Annotated in this window: 23 protein-coding genes and 1 tRNA gene; 12 read left to right on the forward strand and 12 right to left on the reverse strand. The window is 68.9% G+C overall.

Annotation, left to right across the window (positions count from 1 at the left end):
* The first annotated feature begins 15 nt into the window (after window positions 1-15).
* Window positions 16-1,521 carry a DHA2 family efflux MFS transporter permease subunit gene (locus tag ACIQCJ_RS05160; protein ID WP_391162381.1) on the forward strand — a complete coding sequence of 502 codons (1,506 nt, stop codon included), beginning with the start codon at window positions 16-18 and terminating at the stop codon, window positions 1,519-1,521.
* A 125-nt stretch (window positions 1,522-1,646) separates the two neighbouring features.
* Here ACIQCJ_RS05160 and ACIQCJ_RS05165 read toward each other — a convergent pair whose 3' ends face one another.
* The 3 genes from ACIQCJ_RS05165 to ACIQCJ_RS05175 form a co-directional block, all read right to left on the reverse strand.
* Entirely contained in the window at window positions 1,647-2,276 is a 630-nt protein-coding gene (locus ACIQCJ_RS05165; protein ID WP_402710735.1) for a hypothetical protein, read from the reverse strand.
* Between the two features lie 19 nt (window positions 2,277-2,295).
* The gene (locus ACIQCJ_RS05170; protein WP_401310467.1) at window positions 2,296-3,081 is read right to left on the reverse strand and encodes a dioxygenase; all 786 of its coding nucleotides are present in this window, start codon (window positions 3,079-3,081) and stop codon (window positions 2,296-2,298) included.
* A gap of 140 nt (window positions 3,082-3,221) precedes the next feature.
* On the reverse strand, window positions 3,222-3,743 hold the full coding sequence (locus ACIQCJ_RS05175) for a GNAT family N-acetyltransferase (RefSeq protein WP_391043340.1): 522 nt from the start codon (window positions 3,741-3,743) through the stop codon (window positions 3,222-3,224).
* Window positions 3,744-3,951: 208 nt separating this feature from the next.
* Between ACIQCJ_RS05175 and ACIQCJ_RS05180 the strand changes: the two genes are divergently transcribed.
* On the forward strand, window positions 3,952-4,950 hold the full coding sequence (locus tag ACIQCJ_RS05180; protein WP_355337827.1) for a sigma-70 family RNA polymerase sigma factor: 999 nt from the start codon (window positions 3,952-3,954) through the stop codon (window positions 4,948-4,950).
* A 123-nt stretch (window positions 4,951-5,073) separates the two neighbouring features.
* Complete coding sequence (locus tag ACIQCJ_RS05185) at window positions 5,074-5,808, forward strand: VIT family protein (protein ID WP_355337831.1); 735 nt, start codon at window positions 5,074-5,076, stop codon at window positions 5,806-5,808.
* On the opposite strand, the gene ACIQCJ_RS05190 is transcribed toward ACIQCJ_RS05185, so the two are convergent.
* Together ACIQCJ_RS05190 and ACIQCJ_RS05195 are read right to left on the reverse strand one after the other, a co-directional pair.
* On the reverse strand, window positions 5,766-6,998 hold the full coding sequence (locus ACIQCJ_RS05190; protein ID WP_402710736.1) for a low temperature requirement protein A: 1,233 nt from the start codon (window positions 6,996-6,998) through the stop codon (window positions 5,766-5,768). The genes ACIQCJ_RS05185 and ACIQCJ_RS05190 overlap by 43 nt on opposite strands.
* A 62-nt stretch (window positions 6,999-7,060) precedes the next feature.
* A complete protein-coding gene (locus ACIQCJ_RS05195) occupies window positions 7,061-8,311 on the reverse strand; it encodes a PLP-dependent cysteine synthase family protein (protein WP_402710737.1) in 1,251 nt (416 codons plus the stop codon).
* 113 nt (window positions 8,312-8,424) lie between these two features.
* Between ACIQCJ_RS05195 and ACIQCJ_RS05200 the strand changes: the two genes are divergently transcribed.
* Window positions 8,425-8,649 (forward strand): hypothetical protein, encoded by a 225-nt coding sequence (locus ACIQCJ_RS05200; RefSeq protein ID WP_355337840.1) that lies wholly within the window; start codon window positions 8,425-8,427, stop codon window positions 8,647-8,649.
* Window positions 8,650-8,662: 13 nt separating this feature from the next.
* Here ACIQCJ_RS05200 and mscL read toward each other — a convergent pair whose 3' ends face one another.
* The 6 genes from mscL to ACIQCJ_RS05230 all read right to left on the reverse strand — a co-directional run bounded on the left by mscL (window position 8,663) and on the right by ACIQCJ_RS05230 (window position 14,444).
* Entirely contained in the window at window positions 8,663-9,133 is a 471-nt protein-coding gene (mscL, locus tag ACIQCJ_RS05205) for a large conductance mechanosensitive channel protein MscL (protein ID WP_391162377.1), read from the reverse strand.
* A 102-nt stretch (window positions 9,134-9,235) separates the two neighbouring features.
* Entirely contained in the window at window positions 9,236-9,682 is a 447-nt protein-coding gene (locus ACIQCJ_RS05210; RefSeq protein WP_402710738.1) for a hypothetical protein, read from the reverse strand.
* A 336-nt stretch (window positions 9,683-10,018) separates the two neighbouring features.
* Entirely contained in the window at window positions 10,019-10,876 is an 858-nt protein-coding gene (locus ACIQCJ_RS05215; protein WP_402710739.1) for an S-methyl-5'-thioadenosine phosphorylase, read from the reverse strand.
* A gap of 93 nt (window positions 10,877-10,969) precedes the next feature.
* Window positions 10,970-11,302, reverse strand: coding sequence for an FmdB family zinc ribbon protein (locus tag ACIQCJ_RS05220; protein ID WP_391043359.1), 333 nt, complete (start codon window positions 11,300-11,302; stop codon window positions 10,970-10,972).
* A gap of 66 nt (window positions 11,303-11,368) precedes the next feature.
* Window positions 11,369-12,619: an MFS transporter gene (locus ACIQCJ_RS05225; RefSeq protein WP_402710860.1), complete on the reverse strand. Its 1,251-nt coding sequence runs from the start codon at window positions 12,617-12,619 to the stop codon at window positions 11,369-11,371.
* A 295-nt stretch (window positions 12,620-12,914) separates the two neighbouring features.
* Entirely contained in the window at window positions 12,915-14,444 is a 1,530-nt protein-coding gene (locus ACIQCJ_RS05230; protein WP_402710861.1) for a potassium/proton antiporter, read from the reverse strand.
* 157 nt (window positions 14,445-14,601) lie between these two features.
* Between ACIQCJ_RS05230 and ACIQCJ_RS05235 the strand changes: the two genes are divergently transcribed.
* A complete protein-coding gene (locus ACIQCJ_RS05235; protein ID WP_401857403.1) occupies window positions 14,602-17,316 on the forward strand; it encodes a penicillin acylase family protein in 2,715 nt (904 codons plus the stop codon).
* 53 nt (window positions 17,317-17,369) lie between these two features.
* Here ACIQCJ_RS05235 and ACIQCJ_RS05240 read toward each other — a convergent pair whose 3' ends face one another.
* Entirely contained in the window at window positions 17,370-17,963 is a 594-nt protein-coding gene (locus tag ACIQCJ_RS05240) for a 5-formyltetrahydrofolate cyclo-ligase (RefSeq protein WP_402710740.1), read from the reverse strand.
* A gap of 82 nt (window positions 17,964-18,045) precedes the next feature.
* Between ACIQCJ_RS05240 and galU the strand changes: the two genes are divergently transcribed.
* The 7 genes from galU to ACIQCJ_RS05275 all read left to right on the forward strand — a co-directional run bounded on the left by galU (window position 18,046) and on the right by ACIQCJ_RS05275 (window position 23,403).
* Window positions 18,046-18,960, forward strand: coding sequence for a UTP--glucose-1-phosphate uridylyltransferase GalU (galU, locus tag ACIQCJ_RS05245; RefSeq protein WP_401310442.1), 915 nt, complete (start codon window positions 18,046-18,048; stop codon window positions 18,958-18,960).
* Window positions 18,957-20,309, forward strand: a complete 1,353-nt coding sequence (glp, locus tag ACIQCJ_RS05250; protein WP_402710741.1) for a gephyrin-like molybdotransferase Glp — start codon at window positions 18,957-18,959, stop codon at window positions 20,307-20,309. The genes galU and glp overlap by 4 nt, the downstream gene beginning before the upstream one ends.
* 106 nt (window positions 20,310-20,415) lie before the next feature.
* Window positions 20,416-20,898: a cyclic pyranopterin monophosphate synthase MoaC gene (gene moaC, locus ACIQCJ_RS05255; RefSeq protein WP_355337867.1), complete on the forward strand. Its 483-nt coding sequence runs from the start codon at window positions 20,416-20,418 to the stop codon at window positions 20,896-20,898.
* Window positions 20,895-21,443: a molybdenum cofactor biosynthesis protein B gene (locus ACIQCJ_RS05260; protein ID WP_402710742.1), complete on the forward strand. Its 549-nt coding sequence runs from the start codon at window positions 20,895-20,897 to the stop codon at window positions 21,441-21,443. Before moaC ends, ACIQCJ_RS05260 begins: the two co-directional genes overlap by 4 nt.
* The gene (locus tag ACIQCJ_RS05265; RefSeq protein WP_401310712.1) at window positions 21,440-22,060 is read left to right on the forward strand and encodes a GNAT family N-acetyltransferase; all 621 of its coding nucleotides are present in this window, start codon (window positions 21,440-21,442) and stop codon (window positions 22,058-22,060) included. The genes ACIQCJ_RS05260 and ACIQCJ_RS05265 overlap by 4 nt, the downstream gene beginning before the upstream one ends.
* A gap of 117 nt (window positions 22,061-22,177) precedes the next feature.
* Window positions 22,178-23,242: a gephyrin-like molybdotransferase receptor GlpR gene (gene glpR / locus ACIQCJ_RS05270; protein ID WP_402710743.1), complete on the forward strand. Its 1,065-nt coding sequence runs from the start codon at window positions 22,178-22,180 to the stop codon at window positions 23,240-23,242.
* 87 nt (window positions 23,243-23,329) lie between these two features.
* A tRNA-Ala gene (locus ACIQCJ_RS05275) sits at window positions 23,330-23,403 on the forward strand.
* Window positions 23,404-23,633: the final 230 nt, after the last annotated feature.

Below are 23,633 nucleotides of genomic sequence, written 5' to 3' on the forward strand. Positions count from 1 at the left end.
TTAGTGAGATCAGTTATGCCTGAAACACGCTTGCCCGATCCGAAGCGCTGGACAGCGCTGATATTCATCGCCATCGCTCAGCTCATGGTCGTGCTCGACGCGACCGTGGTGAACATCGCACTTCCCTCCGCCCAGGCCGACCTCGGCATCTCGGACGGCAACCGCCAGTGGGTCGTCACGGCCTACACCCTCGCCTTCGGTGGCCTGCTGCTCTTCGGCGGCCGGATCGCGGACCTGTGGGGACGCAGGAACACCTTCATCGTCGGTCTGCTCGGCTTCGCCGCGGCCTCCGCGCTCGGCGGCGCCGCCGTCAACACGGCGATGCTGCTCGGCGCCCGCGCCCTCCAGGGTGTCTTCGGCGCTCTGCTCGCGCCCGCCGCGCTGTCCCTGATCTCGGTGATGTTCACCGACGCCAAGGAGCGCGCCAAGGCGTTCGGCATCTACGGTGCCATCGCCGGCGCCGGCGCAGCGGTCGGCCTCATCCTCGGCGGTGTCCTCACCGAGTACCTGAACTGGCGCTGGGCGCTGTTCGTCAACATCTTCTTCGCCGTCGCCGCCGTCCTCGGCGCCATCGCCTTCATCCGCGAACCCGCCGAAGGCCGCAACCGCAACCGCCTGGACATCCCCGGCGTGGTCCTCGCCAGCACCGGTCTGGTCGCGCTCGTCTACGGCTTCAGCCGCGCCGAGTCCGACGGCTGGTCGTCCGGTGTGACCATCAGCCTGTTCGTCGCCTCCGTGGTGCTGCTCGCCTCGTTCGTGGCCGTGGAAGGCCGCGTCAAGGCCCCGCTGCTGCCGCTGCGCGTCATCACCGAGCGGAACCGGGGCGGCGTCTACCTGTCGCTGGGCCTCGCCATCATCGGCATGTTCGGCCTGTTCCTGTTCCTGACCTACTACCTCCAGCAGGTCATGGGCTACTCGGCGCTCAAGTCGGGCTTCGCGTTCCTGCCCATGGTCGGCGGTATGGTCATCGGCTCCACGCAGATCGGCACCCGGCTGATGCTGCGGGTCCGGCCACGCTTCCTGATGGCGCCCGGCTTCCTGGTCGCCGCCGTCGGCATGGGCATCCTCGCCCAGATCAAGGTCGACTCCAACTACGCCGAAATCCTGCTGCCCGGCCTGGTCCTGATGGGCCTCGGCATGGGTACGGCGTTCATGCCCGCCATGAGCCTGTCCGCGCACGGTGTGCGCCCCGAGGACGCGGGCGTCGCGTCCGCCATGGTCAACACCTCGCAGCAGGTCGGCGGCTCCATCGGCACCGCCCTGCTGAACACCCTCGCGGCCAGCGCCACCACCACGTGGATCGGCTCGCACGCCAAGAGCCCGGCCGACCTGAAGAACCAGTTGTTCGTCAACCAGGCCGCCGTCCACGGCTACTCGGTCGCCATCTACTGGGCCACCGCCATCCTGGTGCTCTCCGCCGTCCTGGCCTTCGTCCTGGTCGACGCGGGCGTCCAGAACACCGGAGAGAGGGTCGCCGAAGGCGACTTCGAGGACATCCCGATCCCGGTCATCGCACACTGACCCGGCACGGCACTCACCCGATGGGGTGAGCGCGTGAAAACGGCAGGGCCCCGCCTCGTGAAGCACGAGGCGGGGCCCTGCCGTTGGTCATTCGTCATTCCATGCGCAGCCCCGCGCGGCGACCGTCAGAGCCCCTCGGGCCACTTGTACGAGCTGGGCACCGTCACCTTGTCCGAAGGCGCGCCGTACACGAGCGCGATCTCCTCGTGCGCGCCCAGCTTGATCGCCGCCGGGTCACCGGTCTGCTCCTTGCCGTTCACGTACACATGCAGCTCCTTGCCACCGCCGGTCTTGAGCGAACCGAGCGTGTCCTTCGTGAGCGGCACGTTCCACTCGGTCATGAACTCGCCGAGCGTGAAGTCGGCCTGCACCGGCGACTCGATGTGCACGACGCCACTGGTGTCATGCGTGTGTAGCGGGCTGATCGACTGCTTGGCCTCGTCGATGCCGATCAGGGCGGGCACGACGACGGCCTTGCCGTCCACGAACACATCCAGGTGACTGTGGATGTGCAGCACCTGCCCCTCCTGCCCGAGCATCGGCAGCCCCGCCGCCTTGACCTGCGCGGAGGCGTCGGCGGGCGCGGGCCACGAGACGGAACTGGCCGCGGGCTTGCTGTCACCGCCGCCCGCGGTAGTCGTCGCCGTGTCGCTCGCTCCCTTGCCGCTGGCGGAGCTGGAGCCGGAGCCGCAGGCGGCCAGCGTCACGGCGCTGACCACTACGGCCATGCCGATCCCGATGCGTCGTTTCTGCATGAGCGTGGGGTCTCCCTGTTCAGCCGAACTGGACGGAACGCTTGGCGAGCCCCATCCAGAAACCGTCGATGATGCTGCGCTGGCTGCCGAGCTCGGACTCGGCGGCGCCGAGCGTAACGAACAGCGGGGCGAAGTGCTCGGTCCGCGGGTGCGCCAACCGCCCGGCGGGCGAGGTGTGTTCAAAGTCCAGCAGCGCGTCCACGTCCTGGGCTTCCAACGCCCGGTGACCCCAGTCGTCGAACTCCGCCGACCAGCTCGGCGGCCGCGGACCCGCGTTGCGCAGCGCCGCCAGATTGTGCGTGAAGAATCCGCTGCCCACGATCAGCACGCCCTCGTCGCGCAACGGTGCCAACTTGCGTCCAATGTCCAGCAGCTTCTCCGGGTCGAGCGTCGGCATCGACACCTGGAGCACCGGAATGTCGGCGGCGGGGAACATCTCCACCAGCGGTACGTACGCGCCGTGGTCGAGACCGCGGTCGGGCACGTCCTGCACGGGATTACCTGCGCCGCGCAGCAGTTTCCGTACGGAGTCGGCGAGCGCGGGCGCGCCGGGCGCCGCGTACCGCACCTGGTAGTAGTGCTCGGGGAAGCCCCAGAAGTCGTACACCAGGGGGACGGTGGTGGTCGCGCCGATCGCCAGCGGGGCCTCCTCCCAGTGCGCCGAGACCATCAGGATCGCCTTGGGACGCGGCAGGTCGGCCGACCAGGCCGCCAGCTCTGCGGGCCACACCGGGTCGTCGGCGAGCGGCGGGGCGCCGTGCGAGAGGTAGAGCGCGGGCATGCGCTCCGGGGTTGCCGTGGTCATCGCGCACCCTCCTTGAAGTTTCAAGCGTACGGGAGCACCACCGTAACCCCATATGTTTGAACCTTCAAATAAGCTGCACGTGTCCGCACGTGTCCGCACCTGTCCGGGCTGTCCGCACTTATCAGCGTGCGAGGCCGACGTCAGCCCAGGCGCTTCTCGAACCACGCCACATCGTGGTAGGCGCCGAATTTGTGGCCGACCTCCTCGTACACCCCGACCGGCCGGAAACCGAAACGCTCATGCAGCCGCAGCGACGCCGCATTCGGCAGCGTGACGCCCGCGTACGCGCGATGCAGGTTCTCCTCCGCCAGGGCCTCGAAGAGCGCCGTATAGAGCAGCGTGCCGATGCCGCGCCCGCCCGCGTCGTGCGCGAGATAGATCGTCGTCTCCACCGACGTCGCGTACGCGGCCTTCGGCCGGAAGGGGCTGCTGGTCGCATAGCCCAGGATTCGTCCCGACGGGCCGGGAAAGTGAGCAACCAAGAGGCGGTGCGGGCCGTCTTTCGGGTGGGAGAGCAACCACGGACGACGTTGTTCGACGGTGAAGGGAACTACGTCGAACGTGACCGACGTTTCACGGATGTAGTGGTTGTAGATGTCGGTAAGAGCGGCCAGATCGCCCTCGCTACCTGGTCTGACCTGGACTTCTGGACGTTCCGGCACCCTTTGGCCTCCCTGTGTGGCGAGACAGGGTACTGCATGATCACAAAATTCAGGTCACGAGATGGGAATTGTGTCCGGATTCCAATCGTTATCCCGATCAGGACGGGGCAACCGCAAGGCAAGAGCCGCACCTGACGGAACCATCCGGCAAGCGGCCCGACCGCCCGGTCCGACCGAGACCCGACCGCACCTTCGTAAGGGAGCACGCATGGCAACCCGTGCCGTCGCCCGTCGTCACGCTGGCGGGACCAGTAGCGTTCGCGCCGCAGGCGGGGAAGTCGCCGACCGCGACCTCGTCGGCATGTACCTGGACGAGATCGCGCGCACCCCGCTGCTCGACGCCGCCAGGGAAGTGGAACTGTCCCGCGACATCGAAGCGGGCGTCTACGCAGAACGCATACTCGCAGCCGATCCCGGACTGCCCGCAAAGGCTGGCGGTGACGCCCGCCGCGAGGAGCTCGAGGCCATCGTCGCCGCGGGCGAGCAGGCCAAGGACGTCTTCATCCGTTCCAACCTCCGGCTCGTCGTGGCCGTGGCCCGCCGCTACCCGCGCAGCGGACTGCCGCTCCTCGACCTGATCCAGGAGGGGAACGCCGGCCTGGTACGCGCCGTCGAGAAGTTCGACTACGCCAAGGGCTTCAAGTTCTCCACCTACGCGACCTGGTGGATCCGCCAGGCCATCACCCGCTCCATCGCCGACCAGTCCCGCACGATCCGGCTGCCCGTCCACCTCGTCGAGGAACTGGGCCGCATCCGCCGCGTGCAGCGCGAGTTCAACCGCGAGCACGGCCGCGACGCGGAGCCCGCCGAGATCGCCACCGAACTGGCCTCGACCCCCGAGCGCGTCACCGACGTCCTCGACTGGGCCCGCGACCCGGTGTCGCTCAACATGTCCGTCGACGCCGAGGGCGAGACCGAATTCGGTGACCTGGTGGAAGACGGCGCCGCGCCGTCCCCCGAGGACTCCGTGCTCGTGATGCTCCGCCGCGAGGAACTGGACGGGCTGATCGACCGCCTCGACGACCGCACCGCCTCCATCATCCGGGCCCGCTACGGCATCGTCGACGGCCGCGAGCGCACCCTCACCGAGGTCGGCAAGCAGCACGGACTGACGCGCGAGCGCATCCGGCAGATCGAGAAGCACGCACTGGCCGACCTCAAGCGGATGGCCCGCGCGACCGGCCTCGACCAATACGAAGCCGCCTGACCGGCGCGCTTCCCCACAGACCCGAACCCCGGTGCATTCCCCCCCGCACCGGGGTTCGGCCTGTCCGCGACACCCACAACCACCTGATCGGGCACGACCGCCCCAGGTGAGACGCTTCCGCCTATGGACGACCAGACCGACGCCCAAGCCGGGCCCCACAAGAACGAGCCCCACCACGACGGACTCGGCACCCGGCTCAACTGGCTGCGCGCCGCCGTACTCGGCGCCAACGACGGCATCGTGTCCACCGCGGGCCTGGTCGTCGGCGTCGCGGGAGCCACCGACTCCCGCTCCACACTCCTGACCGCGGGCATGGCCGGACTCCTCGCGGGCTCCCTGTCGATGGCGGCGGGCGAATACGTCTCCGTCAGCACACAACGCGACTCCGAACAGGCCGCCCTCGCCCTGGAACGCGAAGAACTCGCCACCACCCCCCAAGCCGAACTCGACGAACTCACCGGCCTCCTCGAAGACCGCGGCATCAGCCAGGAACTCGCCCGCGAAGTCGCCGAGCAACTCACCGAACGCGACGCCCTCGGCGCCCACGCCCGCGTCGAACTCGGCATCAACCCCGACGAACTCGCCAACCCCTGGCACGCGGCCGGCGCCAGCTTCGTCTCCTTCACCATCGGCGCCCTGCTCCCGCTCCTGGCCATCGTCCTGCCGCCCACCTCATGGCGCCTGGCCGTCACCGTCGTCTCCGTCCTGCTGGCCCTCGTCGGCTGCGGCTGGGCGAGCGCCCGCCTCGGCAGCGCACCGACCGGCCCCGCCATCCTCCGCAACGCCGCGGGCGGCGCCATCGCGATGGCCATCACCTACGCCGTCGGCGAGCTCCTCGGCGCGACCGGCGCCGTCTGACCACCACCCCGCGCCTGCAACGTCACCCCCACCCCCACCGTGACCGCACACACCAACCCGGCCCACAACACGGCGTGCGACCCTGTGAAGGTGCACGCCAACACCACCACCCCCGAGACCGGCAGCGTGAGCTGCTGCGCGAGACCCCGCTTGTAGTGCCGTGAGTGCAACAGCCAGACAGTGATGAGAAACACCGCAGCGGGAACCGTGACCCAGGCCGCCGCCACCCGCGTCGAGATCTCCGCCTTCCCGACCGCCTGCTCGACTGCGATCTCCATCCCCGCCCCGATCGCCGCCGCCGAACCGAACACCGCGAAGTGGCCGTAACCCCAAAGGAACGCCTGCCTGTTCGACACCAGGTGGTCATGGATCGGCACCGCGAAGTAGATCCACCACGCGGCGAAGACAATCAGCAACCCGCCGATGGCGATCGGCAACAACTCACCGAGCGCGTCGTGCTCGTCGGCCGCCGACTGCACGGCGATGGTGGCCGAGGACACCGACTCCCCGAGCACGATGATCGTGAACAACCCGTACCGCTCCGCGATGTGACGCGGATGCCACGTCGTCGGTGCCGCCCGCTCCGACAGCACAGGCACCGACATCTCCGCCACCGCCAACAGCACGAACGCCCACACCGGCGGCGCACCGTGCGGCAACAGCAACGCCATCCAGCCCACTTGGCACAACGTCACCCCGAACGCGTACCGCAGAGCCGTCCCCCGGGCCGCGCCCGTCTCCGCCCCGGCCGCCCGCAGCCACTGCGTCACCAACGCCAGCCGCATCACCGCGTATCCGCACACCGCCAACCGGAAATCGCCGCTGTCGAAGGCACGCGGCACACCCGCCGCCAGCATCAGCACACCGACGATCTGCACCAGCGTGGTGATCCGGTACGGCACATCGTCCGTGTCGTATGCGGAGGCGAACCATGAAAAGTTGACCCACGCCCACCAGATGGCGAAGAAGACCAACAGATAACCGGTCACGCCGTGTCCCGGATGCCCCTCCACGGCGGCACGCACCAGCCGGACGCCCGCCTGCGCGACCGCGACCACGAAACACAGGTCGAAGAACAGCTCAAGTGGCGTGGACGCGCGGTCTTCCTCGTCGCGGCTGCGTGCCGTCATCCGGCGCAACGCGCCGCTGGTCCTGGCCACCGGACCTGCCGGAGTCGTCGGTTCAGTCATGGAGGACACCATGGAGTACGGCAGGCACTACGCGCAGCGCGCCGCGCGGAATTCCAGGCCGCTCAGCCCCGACTCGTCTGCCCGCTCGGCGAATCCGCCCGCGCCAGCTCCCCCGTGGTCAGGAAGCGTTCGACGCGCTCCACGTAAGGGCCGATCCGGATGCCCTGCTCGGCCAGCCAGCCGTCCGAATAGTACTTCTCCAGATACCGCTCACCCGGATCACACAACAGGCCCACCACGCTGCCCTGTTCACCGCGTTCGCGCATCTCGGAGATGATCCGGAAGGCGGCCCACAGCCCGGTGCCGGTTGACGCGCCCGCCCGGCGGCCGAGCAGGCGCTCCAGGACGCGCACGCACGCGATGGAAGCGGCGTCCGGGACCCGCATCATGCGGTCGATCACGCCCGGCACGAAACTCGGCTCCACCCGCTGGCGGCCGATCCCCTCGATGCGGGACCCCGCTCCGGTCGTCACCGCCGGATCGTGATCCCGCCAGCCCGGAAAGAACGCCGAATTCTCCGGATCCGCGACGCAGATCCCCGTCGTCGCCTGGGCGTACCGCACGTACCTGGCCAGCGTCGCCGACGTCCCCCCAGTGCCGGCCGTCGCCACGATCCACATCGGGACCGGGAACCGCTCGACCGCCATCTGCCGGAAGATCGACTCGGCGATGTTGTTGTTGCCCCGCCAGTCCGTCGCCCGCTCCGCGTACGTGAACTGATCCATGTAGTGGCCGCCGGTCTCCCGCGCCAGCCGTGCCGCCGTCCCATACACCTCGCACGGGTCGTCGACCAGATGACATCGGCCCCCGTGGAACTCGATCAGCTCGATCTTCGACCGCACTGTCCCGCGCGCCATCACGGCCACAAAGGGGACACCGATCAGCCGGGCGAAGTACGCCTCCGAGACCGCCGTCGACCCGCTGGACGCCTCGATCACCGGCCGGCCCGGCCGGATCCAGCCGTTGCACAGGGCGTACAGGAACAGCGAGCGCGCCAGGCGGTGCTTCAGCGAGCCCGTGGGATGCGTGGACTCGTCCTTCAGATAGAGGTCGACGCCCCAGTCCGCCGGGAGCGGAACTGACAGCAAATGGGTATCGGCGGACCGATTGGCGTCGGCATGGACCTTCCCCACAGCCTCGCTCAACCAGCGACGGTACGCGAGGTCGCTTCGGTCGAGATCCTGTTCTCGCGCCTGCGCCTCTACGTGCTCCCGCTCCGGTACGTGTGCCTGTGCGCGTCGCTGTTCCACGCTCTCCGCGTCCGGGCGTACGGCTGCCGGTGCGGGCGAGGGCGTCGGGTCCGGTGTCTGCATGCGGCCAGGTATATCCGGCCGACTGCCTCAAACGGACACTTGGGGTATCTCCCTCCGGCCGCTTGAGCAGGGACGACAGCCCGGCCACCGACGCCCCGCCGTACCCTGGAGGCATGAGCAGCGCCCCCGATCGCACCCCGGCCGAGAACCCCGGCGACGAGCCCGCCCCGGCCGTTGTACCCCCGGTGGGACCCTCGGGCCTCGTCTTCGACGATCCGCTCGACCGCCCCTCGGCTGACGACACCGACCGGGGCTGGGGCGACCGGCCCTCCGGCTCGGCGGCCGATGACGACGACTTCACGCGCTTCCTCAACGAGAAGCCGCCGCACCACCTCTGAGCCGAGCGGACGATCAGTTCCCGCCCCCGCTGCGCGGCGAGACCAGCGCGTCGCGGATGTCGCGCAGCAGTGTGATCTCCTCGACCTCGGCCGCCTTCTCCACCACCTCGTCGTGCTTGCGCTTGCTCGCCTGCCGTGCCAGGTAGCGGGACATCGGTACGACCATCAGGAAGTACACGACCGCCGCGGTGATCAGGAACGTCAGGACGGCGCTCAGCACCGAGCCCCACAGGATGTGGATCCCGCTGATCGTCTCGCCCTTTTCGTTGACGACGCACGGGCCTTTCAGACAGGACGAGTACCCAACGAGATCCTTCGTACCGAAGGCACCGACCAGGGGATTGATCACGCCGTTCACCACGGAGTTCACGATGTTGGTGAACGCGGCACCGATGACGACCGCGACCGCGAGGTCGATCACGTTCCCGCGCGTGATGAATTCCTTGAAGCCTGCCAGCACGCCCGGCTTGTTCTTGTCGGTCACCGCTATGCCTCTTCCGTGACGCCGATGTGGCGGAATGATGGGTTCCGCCATAGAAGGCAATGCGGGTTCGGCGTGTCCAATCGCCGTCCACGAACGGGTGATTCAGCACAATGTCACCGCCAGTGGTGACGAGACGGCCGCTCCGGAGAGCGCCGCCGCCGTACGGCGTGGCACGGCGAGCACGACCAGCGCCCCGCCGCCTCCACCGCCACTGACATCGGGTGGGGCGGACTCTCCTGCGGGCTTCGAGTCGTCCGCGCGGCCCGGTACGGCCACAACGGTCGCGTCCGACGCCACCACCCGCGAACTGGCCAGCACATCGATCCGGTCACCAGGGCGCAGCAGCGCGACGGCCGCCGCGTCGGCGATCCGCACCGGTGCCCTGACCAGCACCTCGGCCACGTCATGGGGCGCCCGTACGGTCGCTGCGTGGGTGGTGTCGCTGGCCGGTGCGGGTCCGCGTGGGGCCGCCGCGTCATGACGCGGGCCGGTCCCGTGCGCCGCGGCCGCCGCCAGCGCGGCCGCCGTCAGCGCCAGACCGAAGGCCAATGAGCGCCGTCGGCGCCCCGGCGACCGCCGCAGGAGCTGCCGTCGGCCGCCCGCTCGGATCGGCGGGAAGTCCGGCACCGCGCAACGCGGCGGCGTGTACGGCTCGGGGCACGCCGGAGCCGAATAGGGAGTGGGGGAGCAGGACATGACGGACCACCGCCTGACGTGAGGTGCTCGATACCGGTATGTCCGGTCGATGCATCCACCATCGCGCACGGCGCCGACAGCGCTCCGATCCCTGTGGACAACTCCCGACTTGTGGATAACTCGGCCACCCGGAGGCGTGAATTACCGCTTCGCGGAAGGCAGGAGCCAAGGGATACGGGAGTCCGCGTGCTAGGGGAAAATGATCCCCGGGTCCTGGCCCCCCAGCGAGTCCACGCACAGGCAGTCCCGCGCGTCGTTGTACGGCAGCTCGCCGATCAGGTCGAAGAGCACGTCCCGCATCCGGCCGACATTGGCCGCGAAGACCTCCAGCACCTCCTCGTGGGAGACGCCCTCTCCGGTGTCGGCGCCCGCGTCGAGATCGGTGACCAGCGTCAACGACGTGTAGCAAAGCCCCAGTTCGCGGGCGAGCACGGCCTCGGGGTGGCCGGTCATCCCGACCACGGACCAGCCCTGCGCCGCGTGCCAGAGCGATTCCGCGCGCGTCGAGAAGCGAGGACCCTCGACCACCACCAGCGTCCCGCCGTCGACCGCCTCCCAGCCACCCGACCGTGCCGTGCCGACGGCGGCCTTCCGGCCCACCGGGCAGTACGGGTCGGCAAAGGTCACATGGACCACGTTCGGCACCTGACCGTCGGCTCGCGTCTCGCCGTCGAAGTACGACTGGGTGCGCGACTTCGTACGGTCCACGAGTTGGTCGGGCACCAGCAGCGTTCCGGGGCCGAACTCGGTGCGCAGACCGCCCACCGCGCACGGACCGAGCACCTGGCGCGCGCCGACGGACCGCAACGCCCACAGATTGGCGCGGTAATTGATCTTGTGCGGTGGCAGATGGTGCTTGCGACCGTGCCGGGGCAGGAACGCCACCCGGCGCCCCGCTACCTCGCCGACGAACAGCGAGTCGCTCGGCGGGCCGTAGGGAGTCTCGACCGTGATTTCGCTCACATCGTCGAGGAAGGAGTAGAAACCGGATCCGCCGATGACGCCGATCTCGGCCTGCGCGTCCGTCGCACTGCTGCTCTGCACCATGTCGATCACCCTATTGCGACGCCGGGCACACGACGAAACCCCCACCGTGAAAACGGCGGGGGTTCGTAAGGTCCGCGAAAGCCTCGGAAGGGCTCAGGCCGCCGACGTGCTGTTCGAGGACGAGGAGCCCGTGCCGGAACCCGAAGAGGAGCCGGACGATGAACCCGACGACGAGCCGGAGGACGGCTTGCTGTCGGACTTGCTGTCCGAGTTGCTGCTCTTGGCGGCAGGCGCGCTGCTCGTGGACGAGCCGCGGCTGTCGGTCCGGTAGAAACCGGAGCCCTTGAAGACCACGCCCACGGCGGAGAAGACCTTGCGCAGGCGTCCGCCGCAGTTGGGGCACTCGGTCAGCGCGTCATCGCTGAACTTCTGCACCGCCTCGAGGCCCTCGCCGCACTCGGTGCACTGGTACTGGTACGTCGGCACTTGCTCCTCCTGGCACTCTCACTCATTGAGTGCTAACGACGCTCAATAGTGCAGTATTTCCCGGCGTCAGTCCACCGGGACCGCCGCACGGTGACCGATCACACCCGACGCGACCACTCCTCGCGATTGTGGCACCAACCTCTCGCGCAGCCCCACCAGCACCATGAGCGCCAGCGCCGTACCGGCCAACGGCACCGTGAAACCGGCGTGCGAGCCGGCGTGGTCGGCCAGCAGCCCGGCCGTCGTGACGGCGGCCGCCTGCCCGAGCGCAACCGCCCCCGTCAGCCACGTGAACGCCTCGGTCCGGGACTCGCCCGGTACCAGGGCGTCCACCATCGTGTAGCCGGTGATGAGGGTGGGTGCGATGCACAGGCCCACCAGCAGCCCGAGCGGCGCCAGGACCGGCACGACGTGCACGGCCCACAGCGGGGCGCAGGCGAGTGTCAGGGCCGCGTACGCCGCGAGCAGCCTGGCGCGGGGGCTGCGGCGCCAGGCGACCGCGCCGTAGACGACGCCCGCCAGCATGTTTCCGGCGGCGAAGGTCCCGTACAACAGGCCGCTGATGCCGGGCCGGCCGATTTCCTGGGTGAAGGCGGTCAGCGACACCTGCATGCCGCCAAAAACGGCGCCGATACCGAGGAAGGCGACGGCGAGCGCGCGCACTCCGGGTACGGACAAGGCTGAGGCGGGTTTTCCGCTGACACCCGCCATGATGGCGTGCGGAACGGGCGCGGTACTTCTCTGCGCGGCGAAGAGGATTCCTCCCGCAAGGGTCAGCGCTGCCTCGGTGATCAGCCCGGCCGCCGGGTGCACCGCGGTGCACAGCGCGGTGGCGAGCACAGGGCCGATGACGAAGGTGAACTCGTCGGTCACCGACTCGAAGGCCGCGGCCGTTGTCATCAAGGGGGAGGCGGCGCTGGACGGGGCGGTTGCCGAGCCGTTCAACGCCACCGCCCAGCGGGCGCGCACCATGGGCCCGATCTGCGGCACGGTGGCACCAGCGGGCACGGCCGCCGCGAACAGCGTCCAGGTAGGCGCATGGGTCAGCGCGAGCGTCACCAGCCCGATGACGGAGACGGTGTGTAGGGCGACGCCTGGTACGAGGACGGCACGTTGCCCGAAGCGGTCGGCCAGTCGGCCGCTCCTCGGGGCGCACAGGGCCATCGAGACCCCGGTGACGGCCGCGGCGGCTCCCGCGGTGCCGTAGGAGCCGGTGGTGTGCTCGACGAGCAGCACCATGCCGATGGTGAGCATCGCGAACGGCTGCCGGGCGGCGAAGCCGGGGAGCAGGAAGGCCCAGGCGCCGGGGGTGCTCAGTAGTTGCCGGTAGCCGGTCTTTGCATCGACTCCGACGGGCGTGGGCGTTGTCCCGGGTGGGGACGTGGACGGGGAGGTGGGCACCTTGGATGCCACAGCCTGGTCTTTCTGCCGCCTGGTAGCGCGTGCGCGGATCCAGGTCCGCGAATGATCGCGCCGAGAGCCGTCCGCTCAGCGCGGGAATCCGCGCCGGCTCTGCGTCAGACAGAGGTTGAACTCGACAAATACCCCACCATGATACGCGGAGACCGGAGCCGTTTTTGCGGACCTGGTGCGGTCCGGACGTTGATCGGATTTACCGGTCGCCTGGTCGGCCGCGTTGCCGACCAGGCGGCTTCTCTCCGAGCCACCCGGCGAGCTTGCCGCCGCGCCCGACGGCCCGCAGCCGGGCCTCGGCCGCGTCCCGTACCGGATCGGTGGTCACCACGAGCAGTTCGTCGCCGCGCCGCAGCACGGTCGACGGCAGCGGTACGAAACTGGCGCCCTCGCGTACCACCAGGGTGACGGCGGCGCCGGTGGGCAGCCGCAGCTCGTCCACCTCGACGCCGTGCATGCGTGAGCCGTTGGGGATGGCGACGGACAGCAGGTGGCCCTGGAGCCGTTCCAGCGGCGCGGATTCGATGCCGAGGTCGGCGGCGTCGCCGTTGCTGTCGCCGGACAGCCGCAGTCGGCGGGCGACCCATGGCAGGGTCGGGCCCTGCACCACGGTGTAGACGATCACCAGGACGAAGACGATGTTGAAGATCCGCTTGCTGTCGGTGATTCCCGCCACCATGGGGATGGTGGCGAGCACAATCGGCACCGCGCCGCGCAGCCCCGCCCAGGACATCAGCGCCTGTTCGCGCCAGGGGATGCGGAAGGGGAGCAGGCTCGCGATCACGGAGGCGGGCCGGGCGACCGCGGTCAGGAACAGTCCGATGATCAGGGCGGGGACGACATCGTCACCCAGCTCATGCGGTGTGATGAGCAGACCAAGTAGGACGAACAGACCGATCTGAGCGATCCAGCCGAGCCCTTCGGCGAAACCGCGAGTCGCGGGCCGGTGTGGAAGTTTGGCGTTGCCGAGGATGAGCGAGGCGATGTAGACGGCGAGGAAGCCGGAGCCGTGCGCCATGGCACCTGCCGCGTAGGCGGTGACGGCGATCGCCATGACGGCGATCGGGTAGAGGCCGGAAGCGGGCAGGGCGACGTGTCTGAGGCCGTAGGCGCCGCACCAGCCGACCGCGAGTCCGATCGCGGCACCGATGACCAGCTCCAGCGCGATCTCGCCCACCAGGTGGTACCAGTGGTCGACGGGACCCGCCGCCGAGAAGGCGACCACCAGGATCACGACAGGGGCGTCGTTGAAGCCGGACTCGGCCTCCAGGACGCCGGTCACGCGCTTGGGAAGCGCCACATTGCGCAGCACGGAGAAGACGGCGGCCGCGTCCGTTGATGACACCACCGCGCCGATGATCAGCGCCTGCCGCCAGTCGAGGCCCACCAGATAGTGCGCGGCGCCGGCGGTGACGAAGACGCTCAGCATCAGGCCGAATGTCGACAACACCGCAGCGGCGGGCAGTACCGGTCTGATTTCCTGCCATTTCGTACCAAGTCCGCCTTCGGCGAGGATCACCACCAGTGCGGCATAACCCAGGACTTGGGTGAGCTGGACGTCGTTGAAGGTGAAGCCGAAGACGCCGTCCTGGCCCATGATGACGCCAATGCCCAGGTAGATGAGCAGAGTGGGAAGGCCACTGCGTGAGGCGAGGCGCACGGCCACGACCGCGACCAGCAGTACTGAGGCGCCGACCAGCAGGATCTCGTTGAGATGGTGGACAGTCAGGGTGCCGGTCCTTTCAACTTCGTTGCCTTACCTAACATTTTACGCTCTCTTGACATTCCACGGCCCACCGGCCGCCGACCGCTGGGCTGCCCCTATGGTTGCCCTTGCACAACGAGCACCTTGATCACCGGTCCGCCCTGCCCCTCGAAGGACAGCGATGCCCGCACGGAAGAAATCCCGCCGCGTACGCTTCATCGTGATCGCGTTCGTGCTGCTGCTCGTAGCGGGCATCGGATTCGGGTCCTACTGGAGCGTGAGCACCGTCCGCGCCTCCTTCCCGCAGACATCGGGCTCGCTGAAGCTCAAGGGCCTGTCAGGGCCCGTCGACGTCATGCGCGACGCGAACGGCATCCCCCAGGTCTACGCCGACAGCCCCGAGGACCTTTTCCGCGCCCAGGGCTTCGTCCAGGCGCAGGATCGGTTCTACGAGATGGACGTACGCCGCCATCTCACCTCGGGACGGCTGTCCGAGATGTTCGGCAAGGGCCAGGTCGAGACCGACGCCTTCCTGCGCACCCTGAACTGGCGCGGCGTCGCGCAGAAGGAATACGACACCAAGCTCGACGCCACCACCAAGAAGTACCTCCAGGCGTACTCCGACGGTGTCAACGCCTACCTCAAGGACCACAGCGGCGCCGGACTGTCGGTCGAGTACGCGGCGCTGTCGTTCAGCAACGACTACAAACCCGCACCCTGGACGCCGGTCGACTCCGTCGCCTGGCTCAAGGCGATGGCCTGGGACCTGCGCGGCAACATGCAGGACGAGATCGACCGCGCCCTGATGACCAGCCGCCTCAGCCAGGCGCAGATCAAGCAGCTCTACCCGGCGTATCCGTACGACCGCAACCGGCCGATCGTGGACGGCGGTTCCGTCAACAAGATCACCGGCGCGTACGAGCCCGCGTCGTCCGGCGGCCCGCAGGGACTCAGCAGTTCGGTCAACACACAGCTTTCGGGTATCTCGCAGATCATCGACCAGATGCCCGCGCTGCTCGGTCCGTCGGGTGACGGCATCGGCTCCAACTCATGGGTGGTGTCCGGCACCTACACCACCACTGGCAAGCCGTTGCTGGCCAATGACCCGCATCTGGCGCCGCAGCTTCCCTCGCTCTGGTACCAGATGGGCCTGCACTGCCGGGTGGTGAACGCCGCCTGCCCGTACGACGTCGCCGGTTACACCTTCTCAGGAATGCCAGGGGTCGTCATCGGCCACAACCAGAGCATCGCCTGGGGAATGACCAACCTGGGGGCGGACGTCACCGACCTCTATCTGGAGAAGGTCACGGCGGGCACCTACCTTTACGACGGCAAGCAACTGCCCTTCAAGACGCGCCAGGAGACCATCAAGGTCGCGGGTGGTAAAAGCCGCACTATTACGGTGCGCGAAACCAACAACGGCCCCGTGATCTCCGACCGCAGCGACGAGATCCGCACCGTCGGACAGACCGCACCCGTCACCGATCCACCGGGCGGCGTCAACAGTGGTTATGCCGTCGCTCTGCGATGGACGGCGCTCGAGCCCTCGAAGACCATGGACGCCGTCTTCGAACTCGACAAGGCGACGGACTTCGACCAGTTCCGGGCCGCCGCCGCCGACTTCGCGGTCCCGTCGCAGAATCTGATCTACGCCGACACCAAGGGCAATATCGGCTACCAGGCGCCGGGCCAGGTGCCGACGCGCGCCGACGGTGTGGACGGTACGTACCCGGTGCCCGGCTGGGACTCGCACTACGACTGGACGGGCACGATCCCGTTCAAGTCGATGCCGTACGAGTACAACCCCTCCCGCGGATACATCGTGACCGCCAACCAGGCCGTCATCGATCAGAGCAAGTACCCGTACCTGCTGACCGAGGACTGGGGATACGGCACCAGGAGCCAGCGCATCAACGACCTCATCGCGTCCAAGATCAAGGACGGCGGCAAGGTCTCCATGGACGACATGCAGTCGATGCAGGGCGACAGCAGCAGTGAGATCGCCAAGCTTCTCGTTCCGTATCTTCTGAAGATCAACATCACGAACGACAAGGGCGACTACGTACGCAAGGCGCAGCAACTGCTGGAGGGCTGGGACTTCAACCAGGACGCCGATTCCGCCGCCGCCGCGTACTTCAACGCGGTGTGGCGCAATGTCCTGAAGCTGGCCTTCGGCAACAAGCTGCCCAAGGAATTGCGTCCCGAGGGTCAGTGCCTGCGGGTGCCCCCGGCCGGGCAGACCGGGCCGGTCGACAATCTCGACGGCAGCAGCGGCACGGTCCACGAGTGTGGCGAGCGGGATGCCGACGAGGCGCAGCCGGACGGCGGCGACCGGTGGTTCGAGGTCGTTCGCAAGATGCTGCCGCAGCAGAACAGCCCCTGGTGGACGATGTCGACAACGGCGTTCTTCAGCGGTGACCCCGACAAGAAGCACCACAGCGATCGTGACCAGCTCCTTGGGCAGGCCATGAAGGACGCCCGCTACGAACTGACCGCCAAGCTCGGCAAGGACATCGACACCTGGAGCTGGGGCCGCCTCCACAAGCTGGAGCTGAAGAACCAGACGCTGGGAACCGAAGGCCCCGCCGTGCTCAAGTGGCTGCTCAACCGCGGCCCCTGGCAGCTCGGCGGCGGTGAGGCGGCCGTGAACGCGACCGGCTGGAACGCGGCGGGCGGTTACGACGTCGTCTGGGTCCCGTCCATGCGGATGATCGTCAATCTCCAGGACCTCGACAAGTCCCGGTGGATCAATCTGACCGGTGCGTCAGGTCACGTCTACAACGCGCATTACACCGACCAGACCAATATGTGGGCGAACGGCGAACTTCTCCCCTGGGTGTTCTCCGCCGAGCAGGTGGACAAGGCCACCAAGGCGAAGATGGCACTCACTCCGTAAATCACACCGGTAATCGCGCACCTGGTGACGGAAAACGTCACGCGCGAATGACGTCACCTGGTGAAGCGGTGCACTCCTTCCGGTGTCACCGCCAGGTCTACGAGGTGGTCGTGCGGTTCCTGCGGGACCCGGTCGACCACCTCGTGCGCGTAGAGCAGCACCATGAGAAGCGGATCGACCGCGGCCTCCCTCAGCCGGCCGAGGACCCGGTCGTACGAGCCGCCGCCGCGGCCAAGGCGTACGCCGCGCGCGTCCACGGCGAGGCCGGGGAGCAGAACGGCCCGCGCCGTGGTGACGGCTTGGGGGCCGAGGTGTTCGCCGGTCGGCTCGAACAGGCCGCGTCCGGTGCGGTGCAGGGCGTCGGGGCCGTCGTATGCGGCCCAGTCCAAGTCGTTGTCGGGGAGCAGGACGGGCAGTAGGACGCGCGTACCGGCGTTCCGCAGGGTGTCGATCAACTCCCGGGTGCCGGGCTCCGCGCCGATCGACACATAGGCGGCCACCGGTCCGGGGGCGGCCAGTTCGGGCAGGCCGCGTACGGTCTGCGAGAGCGCTGTCGCTGCGGCGGCACGCTCGGCGGCGGTAAGGTCGCGTCGGGTGCGCAGGAGCCGGGTCCGCAGTGCTGCTTTTCGCTCGCGGGCGTCGCTCATACCACACACATCCGTCACCAATCCGTCACAACCAGTCGTACCTTCGTCTTCGGGCAAATACTTGCCCGCTATGGTGCACGGCATGACGCAATCACATCCTCGTACCCGGATCAGCAAGGCTGTGATCCCTGCCGCCGGTCTTGGTACCCGCTTCCTGCCGGCGACCAAGGCGACGCCCAAGGAAATGCTTCCCGTGGTCGACAAGCCGGCCATTCAATACGTGGTCGAGGAAGCCGTGTCCGCACAGCTCTCCGATGTGCTCATGATCACAGGACGCAACAAGCGCGCCCTGGAGGACCATTTCGACCGCAACTACGAGCTGGAGGAAGCACTCACCCGCAAGGGTGACGAGTCCCGGCTCGCGCGGGTACGCGAATCCAGCGGTCTGGCGACCATGCACTATGTGCGCCAGGGTGACCCGAAGGGCCTCGGTCACGCGGTGCTGTGCGCCGAACCGCACGTCGGTGACCAGCCGTTCGCCGTGCTGCTCGGTGATGACCTCATCGACCCCCGCGACCCGTTGCTGGCGCGCATGGTGGAGGTGCAGGAACGGCACGGCGGCAGTGTCGTCGCCTTGATGCGGGTCGATCGCTCGCAGATCCACCTCTATGGTGCAGCCGCCGTGGTGCCGACGAGCGACGACGATGTCGTGCGCGTCACCGACATGGTGGAGAAGCCGAACCCCGACCAGGCACCGTCGTCGTACGCGGTCATCGGCCGCTATGTGCTTGACGCCGCCGTCTTCGACGTGCTGAAGAAGACCGAGCCGGGGCGTGGCGGCGAGATCCAGCTCACCGACGCGTTGCGTGAGTTGTCGCACCGGGACCACACCGGCGGGCCGGTGCACGGTGTGGTGTTCACCGGGCGGCGTTACGACACCGGTGACCGCGGTGACTATCTGCGTGCGATTGTCCGACTGGCATGCGAACGTGATGACCTGGGGCCAGATTTCCGGACCTGGCTGCGTTCGTACGTCACCGAGGAGATGCAAGAGTGAGTCATGACGCCGACCGGGTGTGGTCCGTCTCCGAACATCTCGACAGCATCCTGGGTCAACTGACCCCGCTGGAACCGATCGAGTTGCAGATCCTCGACGCGCAGGGGTGTGTGCTGGTCGAGGACGTCACGGTGCCGGTGGCGCTGCCGCCGTTCGAGAACAGTTCCATGGACGGCTACGCGGTGCGGGTCGCCGACACCAAGGCGGCGACCGAGGAGCACCCGGCGGTGCTCGACGTGGTCGGCGATGTGGCGGCGGGGAGCGGTGAACTGCCCACGGTGGGACCGGGCGAGGCCGCCAGGATCATGACAGGCGCCCCGCTGCCGCCCGGCGCTGAGGGCGTCGTACCCGTGGAGTGGACCGACGGCGGCACCGGTGGCGGCCCGGCGGCGAGCATGACCGCGCACAGCACCGATCCGGCCGGCGCGGCGGGTGAGGTGCGGGTGCACCGGCCGGTGGAGCACGGGCAGTTCGTGCGGGCTCGCGGCAGTGATGTCGCCGCGGGGGAGTTGGCGTTGGCCGCCGGTACGATTCTCGGCCCGGCGCAGATCGGGCTGCTCGCGGCGATCGGGCGCGGCGCCGTCAAGGTGCGGCCCCGGCCGCGGGTGGTCGTGGTGTCCACCGGCAGCGAGTTGGTGCAGCCGGGTGAGGACCTCGGACCCGGTCAGATTTACGACTCCAACAGTTTCGCGCTCACCGCCGCCGCGCGGGCGGCGGGCGCCATCGCGTATCGCGTCGGCGCCGTCGCCGACGAGGTCGAGACGCTTCGCGCCACTATCGAGGACCAGCTCATCCGCGCCGACATCATCGTCACCAGCGGCGGTGTGAGCGTCGGCGCGTATGACGTCGTCAAAGAAGCACTGTCGTCGATCGCGGACGGCAGTGAGATGAACGCCAACGACGACGACGGTGAGGGTGACATCTCCGCGCCAAGTGGACATGTCGACTTCCGCAAGCTCGCGATGCAACCGGGCAAGCCGCAGGGCTTCGGGCGGATCGGCCCCGACCGCACGCCGCTGCTCGCGCTGCCCGGCAATCCGGTGAGCGCGTACGTGTCCTTCGAGCTGTTCGTCCGCCCCGCGATCCGCACGCTGATGGGTGCCGGGTCGGTGCACCGGGAGGTCGTGCGCGCGGTGTGCGTCACCGCGATCGAGAGGTCGCCGGAAGGCAGGCGGCAGTTCCTGCGCGGTCACTACGACCGGGCGTCCGGTACGGTCACGGCGGTCGGCGGTTCCGGGTCGCACCTGGTCAGGGCGCTCGCGCATGCCGACGCGCTGATTGTCGTACCGGAAGCCGACACCTCGGTCGAGGCCGGAGCGGATGTCGAAGTGGTGGTGCTGGAGCCGTAGGCGATCGGCCGCCGGGCGGTCCGCGCGCACACCGGCGCGGACCCGTGGGCCGCGCGGAGGTCCCTGCCGGTACGGTGTCTGCCCAAGAGACCGCACCGGGAGAACGATGAGCAGCGCGCAGCAGCACCTCACCCACCTCGACGAGGCAGGCGCGGCCCGAATGGTCGACGTCTCCGCCAAGGACGTCACCGCGCGCACGGCCAGGGCGACAGGACGGGTCCTGGTCGATCCCGGCGTCATCAAACTTCTGCGCGGCGCAGGCGTTCCGAAGGGCGACGCCATCGCCACCGCGCGGATCGCCGGGATCATGGGCGCCAAGCGCACCCCTGACCTGATCCCGCTCTGTCACCCGTTGGCGGTGTCCGGTGTGACAGTCGACCTGGTGGTCGCCGACGACGCCGTGGAGATCACCGCCACCGTGAAGACCACCGACCGCACCGGGGTGGAGATGGAGGCGCTGACCGCGGTCACCGTCGCCGCGCTCACGGTCATCGACATGGTGAAGGCCGTCGACAAGGCGGCGGTCATCACCGATGTGCGGGTCGAGGAGAAGACCGGCGGCAAGTCCGGCGACTGGCACCGCGCATGACCGCGCCCGCCGTACCGCAGGCCGCGCCGGGCCGCACCCTGCGCGCGCTCGCCGTCACCGCGTCCAACCGCGCCTCCGCGGGGGTGTACGAGGACCGCGGCGGCCCGCTGATCGTCGCCGCGCTCCAGGAGTGGGGTTTCACCGTGGACGGCCCGCGGGTCGTACCCGACGGCGCGCCCGTCGGCGAGGCGCTGCGGGAGGCGGCCGAGGCCGCGTACGACGTGGTGGTGACCACCGGCGGCACCGGTATCTCGCCGACGGACCGTACCCCCGAGGTCACCCGGGAACTGCTCGACTACGAGATCCCCGGTATCGCCGAGGCGATCCGCGCGGCGGGCCGGGAGAAGGTGCCGACCGCCGCGCTCTCCCGTGGCGTGGCGGGGGTGTGCGGACGCACGCTGGTGGTGAACCTTCCCGGTTCGAGCGGCGGGGTCAAGGACGGCCTCGCCGTACTCGCCCCGCTCCTGGTGCACGCCGTCGACCAGATCCATGGCGGCGATCACTTGAATGACCAAACGACTTCAGTCCCTGGGAGACCGAGCTGAACGGGTCCTGGCCGGTTGAGTTGGTGGACGGTGACATCACCCTCCGCCCGATCCGGATGCGTGACCAGCGCGCCTGGCGCGAGGTCAACCGGCGCAACCGCGACTGGCTGCGTCCGTGGGAGGCCACCGTGCCGCCCGCCCCGCCCGGCCATGTCGCGCAGCGCCCCACGTACCGTCAGATGGTGCGGCACCTGCGCTCGGAGGCGAGCGCGGGCAGGATGCTGCCGTTCGTGATCGAGTACCAGGGGCGGCTCGCGGGGCAGCTCACCGTCGCGGGCATCACCTGGGGGTCGATGTGCTCGGCGCACGTCGGTTACTGGGTGGACGAGGCGGTCGCCGGGCGCGGTGTGATGCCGACGTCGGTGGCGCTCGCCGTCGACCACTGCTTCCGGCGCGTCGGACTGCACCGCGTCGAGGTGTGCATTCGCCCGGAGAACGGTCCCAGCCGCAGGGTGGCCGAAAAGCTCGGTTTCCGGGAGGAGGGGCTGCGTCCGCGCTATCTGCATATCGACGGTGGATGGCGGGACCATCTGGTCTACGCGCTGACGGCGGAGGAAGTCCCCGAGGGGTTGCTGAACCGCTGGCGGCAGGCCAGGCCCGGGACGCACCAGAAATAAAACAATTGTTCGAAAATGAAGCCAATCGCAAAAAAATCTCGGCATATCAGCCAGATCGTGCGACACACCGGGCCAAATTGCGTATGGCGTGTCTCGATCACCCCTACCGTGTAACGCGTGAGCAGTAGTGGCCTCATCTACGCAGTCATCGTCGGGGCCTGGGCTGCCTACTTGGTGCCCATGTGGCTCCGTAGGCAGGATGAGCTCAACGAAGCGCGTCCGACGGAACGCTTCAGCACCGCCATCCGGCTTCTGTCCGGGCGCGCGGCGATGGAGCGGCGTGTCGCGAAGGCGCGAGGTGAGAGCGTCGAACCCGCGGAAGACGCAGCCGACGACGTATCCGAGGACGACCTCGCCGGAGCGGTGGACGTCCGCGGACTCGCCGTGCCCGCGACCGAGGTGCGGCCGGGCATCCCGCAGGGCGCCCACGGCGTCCACGGAGCACGCGGTACTCAGGGCGCGGCCGGCGTCCATGGTGCGCACACCGCGCATGGTGCCCGCCCCGGCGTGCCCAATCCGCGTGCCAAGGTGCTCGCGCGCCGTCGCCGCACCACGACACTGCTCTTCCTCGGCTTCACCGTCGGCGCCGTCGCGGCGGCCGTCGGCGGCGTCGCGCTGCTCTGGGCGCCCGCCATCCCGGCCGTTCTGCTGACGGTCTACATCGGCCAGATGCGTCGCCAGGAGCGGCGTCGCTTCGAGGTGCGCATCGACCAGCGGTACGCCGCCGAGGCCGCCCGACGCCTGCGCGCCCGCCCCGAACCGGCCGCCGAGGAGCACCAGCACCAGCACCAGGCGGCGCCCGCCGAACGCCCCGCGCCCTCGCCGCGTACGGCTGACCGGCGCGCCCTCGTCGAGCAGACCGACCACGCCGAGTGGGTCGACCAGCAGCGCGCGCAGCAGAACAACGACGACGGCTGGGAGCCCGTACCGGTCCCGCTGCCCACCTATGTGACGGCTCCGGTCGCCCCCCGTACACCGGGCGGCGTCGACCCCGGCGCGCCCGACACGTGGAGCGCCGCCAGGTCCGGCACCGCCGCCGCGGAATCCGCCCCGGCGGCTGCCGTGCAGGAGTCCGCCCCGGCCGCCCCCCAGCCGCGCCGCCCGCGCCCGCGCACCCCCCGCACCCCGCTCTTCGACCAGTACGCCGACCCCTCCGACCGCCCCCGCGCCGCCAACGAGTAGTGCCGCCAGGCTTCCCGGCCATCCGGACCAGCGTGAATCGCGTTCACGACCACCCGTCTCGGGATGCTAGAGTTTTCCTCGTTGCAAGGGCCTGTGGCGCAGTCCGGTAGCGCACCTCGTTCGCATCGAGGGGGTCAGGGGTTCGAATCCCCTCAGGTCCACAACCAACTGTTTACGAGTTGTCTGGTGAGCGGTTGACGAGATCCCGTCCGATCTGATTGATCGGGCGGGATCTCGTCGTTTCTGGTGTCTGTTCGATGTGCTGTCCGAACGCGGCAGGCGTCGTGACATCTGTCCGGTGGTCGACAGCCTGTGGGGCCGGGGTGGGTCGGGTGCGGAGGGTGTTCCGGGGCCTTAGCCGGGCGTGCGTGATCGCGTGTGGTGCTGAGCT

Source organism: Streptomyces sp. NPDC093221 (assembly GCF_044753885.1).
Taxonomy (GTDB): domain Bacteria; phylum Actinomycetota; class Actinomycetes; order Streptomycetales; family Streptomycetaceae; genus Actinacidiphila.

What these genes read in the sequence shown, in the direction of transcription:
- ACIQCJ_RS05170 (WP_401310467.1), bottom strand. Translation starts at nt 3,081, where the DNA reads ATGACCACGGCAACCCCGGAGCGCATGCCCGCGCTCTACCTCTCGCAC.
- moaC (WP_355337867.1), top strand. Translation starts at nt 20,416, where the DNA reads ATGAGCAGCGCGCAGCAGCACCTCACCCACCTCGACGAGGCAGGCGCG.
- ACIQCJ_RS05195 (WP_402710737.1), bottom strand. Translation starts at nt 8,311, where the DNA reads ATGCAGACACCGGACCCGACGCCCTCGCCCGCACCGGCAGCCGTACGC.
- ACIQCJ_RS05235 (WP_401857403.1), top strand. Translation starts at nt 14,602, where the DNA reads ATGCCCGCACGGAAGAAATCCCGCCGCGTACGCTTCATCGTGATCGCG.
- ACIQCJ_RS05185 (WP_355337831.1), top strand. Translation starts at nt 5,074, where the DNA reads ATGGACGACCAGACCGACGCCCAAGCCGGGCCCCACAAGAACGAGCCC.
- ACIQCJ_RS05160 (WP_391162381.1), top strand. Translation starts at nt 16, where the DNA reads ATGCCTGAAACACGCTTGCCCGATCCGAAGCGCTGGACAGCGCTGATA.
- ACIQCJ_RS05190 (WP_402710736.1), bottom strand. Translation starts at nt 6,998, where the DNA reads ATGACTGAACCGACGACTCCGGCAGGTCCGGTGGCCAGGACCAGCGGC.
- ACIQCJ_RS05215 (WP_402710739.1), bottom strand. Translation starts at nt 10,876, where the DNA reads ATGGTGCAGAGCAGCAGTGCGACGGACGCGCAGGCCGAGATCGGCGTC.
- ACIQCJ_RS05260 (WP_402710742.1), top strand. Translation starts at nt 20,895, where the DNA reads ATGACCGCGCCCGCCGTACCGCAGGCCGCGCCGGGCCGCACCCTGCGC.
- ACIQCJ_RS05240 (WP_402710740.1), bottom strand. Translation starts at nt 17,963, where the DNA reads ATGAGCGACGCCCGCGAGCGAAAAGCAGCACTGCGGACCCGGCTCCTG.
- ACIQCJ_RS05165 (WP_402710735.1), bottom strand. Translation starts at nt 2,276, where the DNA reads ATGCAGAAACGACGCATCGGGATCGGCATGGCCGTAGTGGTCAGCGCC.
- ACIQCJ_RS05200 (WP_355337840.1), top strand. Translation starts at nt 8,425, where the DNA reads ATGAGCAGCGCCCCCGATCGCACCCCGGCCGAGAACCCCGGCGACGAG.
- galU (WP_401310442.1), top strand. Translation starts at nt 18,046, where the DNA reads ATGACGCAATCACATCCTCGTACCCGGATCAGCAAGGCTGTGATCCCT.
- ACIQCJ_RS05180 (WP_355337827.1), top strand. Translation starts at nt 3,952, where the DNA reads ATGGCAACCCGTGCCGTCGCCCGTCGTCACGCTGGCGGGACCAGTAGC.